The organism is Neisseria sp. P0022.S010 (assembly GCF_051956635.1).
Map to the genome: position 1 here is coordinate 1 of NZ_JBQCXF010000908.1, position 445 is coordinate 445.

At 51.0% G+C, this 445-nt stretch carries 1 pseudogene; it reads left to right on the top strand.

What is annotated here, in order from left to right:
- Window positions 1-47 precede the first annotated feature (47 nt).
- Window positions 48-445 (top strand): annotated as a pseudogene (locus ACTHUT_RS22045) (hypothetical protein); the annotation flags it as partial.

Genomic DNA, 445 nt, shown 5'->3' on the forward strand with positions numbered 1-445 from the left:
AAGTCGACGTCGTTGAAGAGGTGAAGAAACTGACCAACGGCGAAGGTGTGGATTTCGCATTCGAATGCACCAGTGTCAACAGAGTGCTGGACACCATGTTCGGGGCCTGCCGTCTGATTGCGAGGGTCGTTATCGTATCCATTTGGAGTCGCCCTGTCGTTATTGATGTTTGTAGTGTTGTGGTGGAGGGGTTGGGCGTGCGTTGTGTTATTGTTTGTTGTGGTGGTTGTGTTGGGGTTGTTAGGTTGGTTGGGGGGGGTGGGGTTGGTTTTGGGTTTTTTGTTGTTTGGTGTGTTGGGTTGGGTGGGTTGGTTTTTGGGGGTTTTGGGTGTTTGGTTTGTGGTGGTGGGTTTGTGGTGGGGGTTGTTGTTGGTTTTGGTTTTTGGTTTTGGGGTTTGGGGGGTGGGTGGGTTGTTTGGGGTTTTTTGGGTGGTTTGTGTGTTTG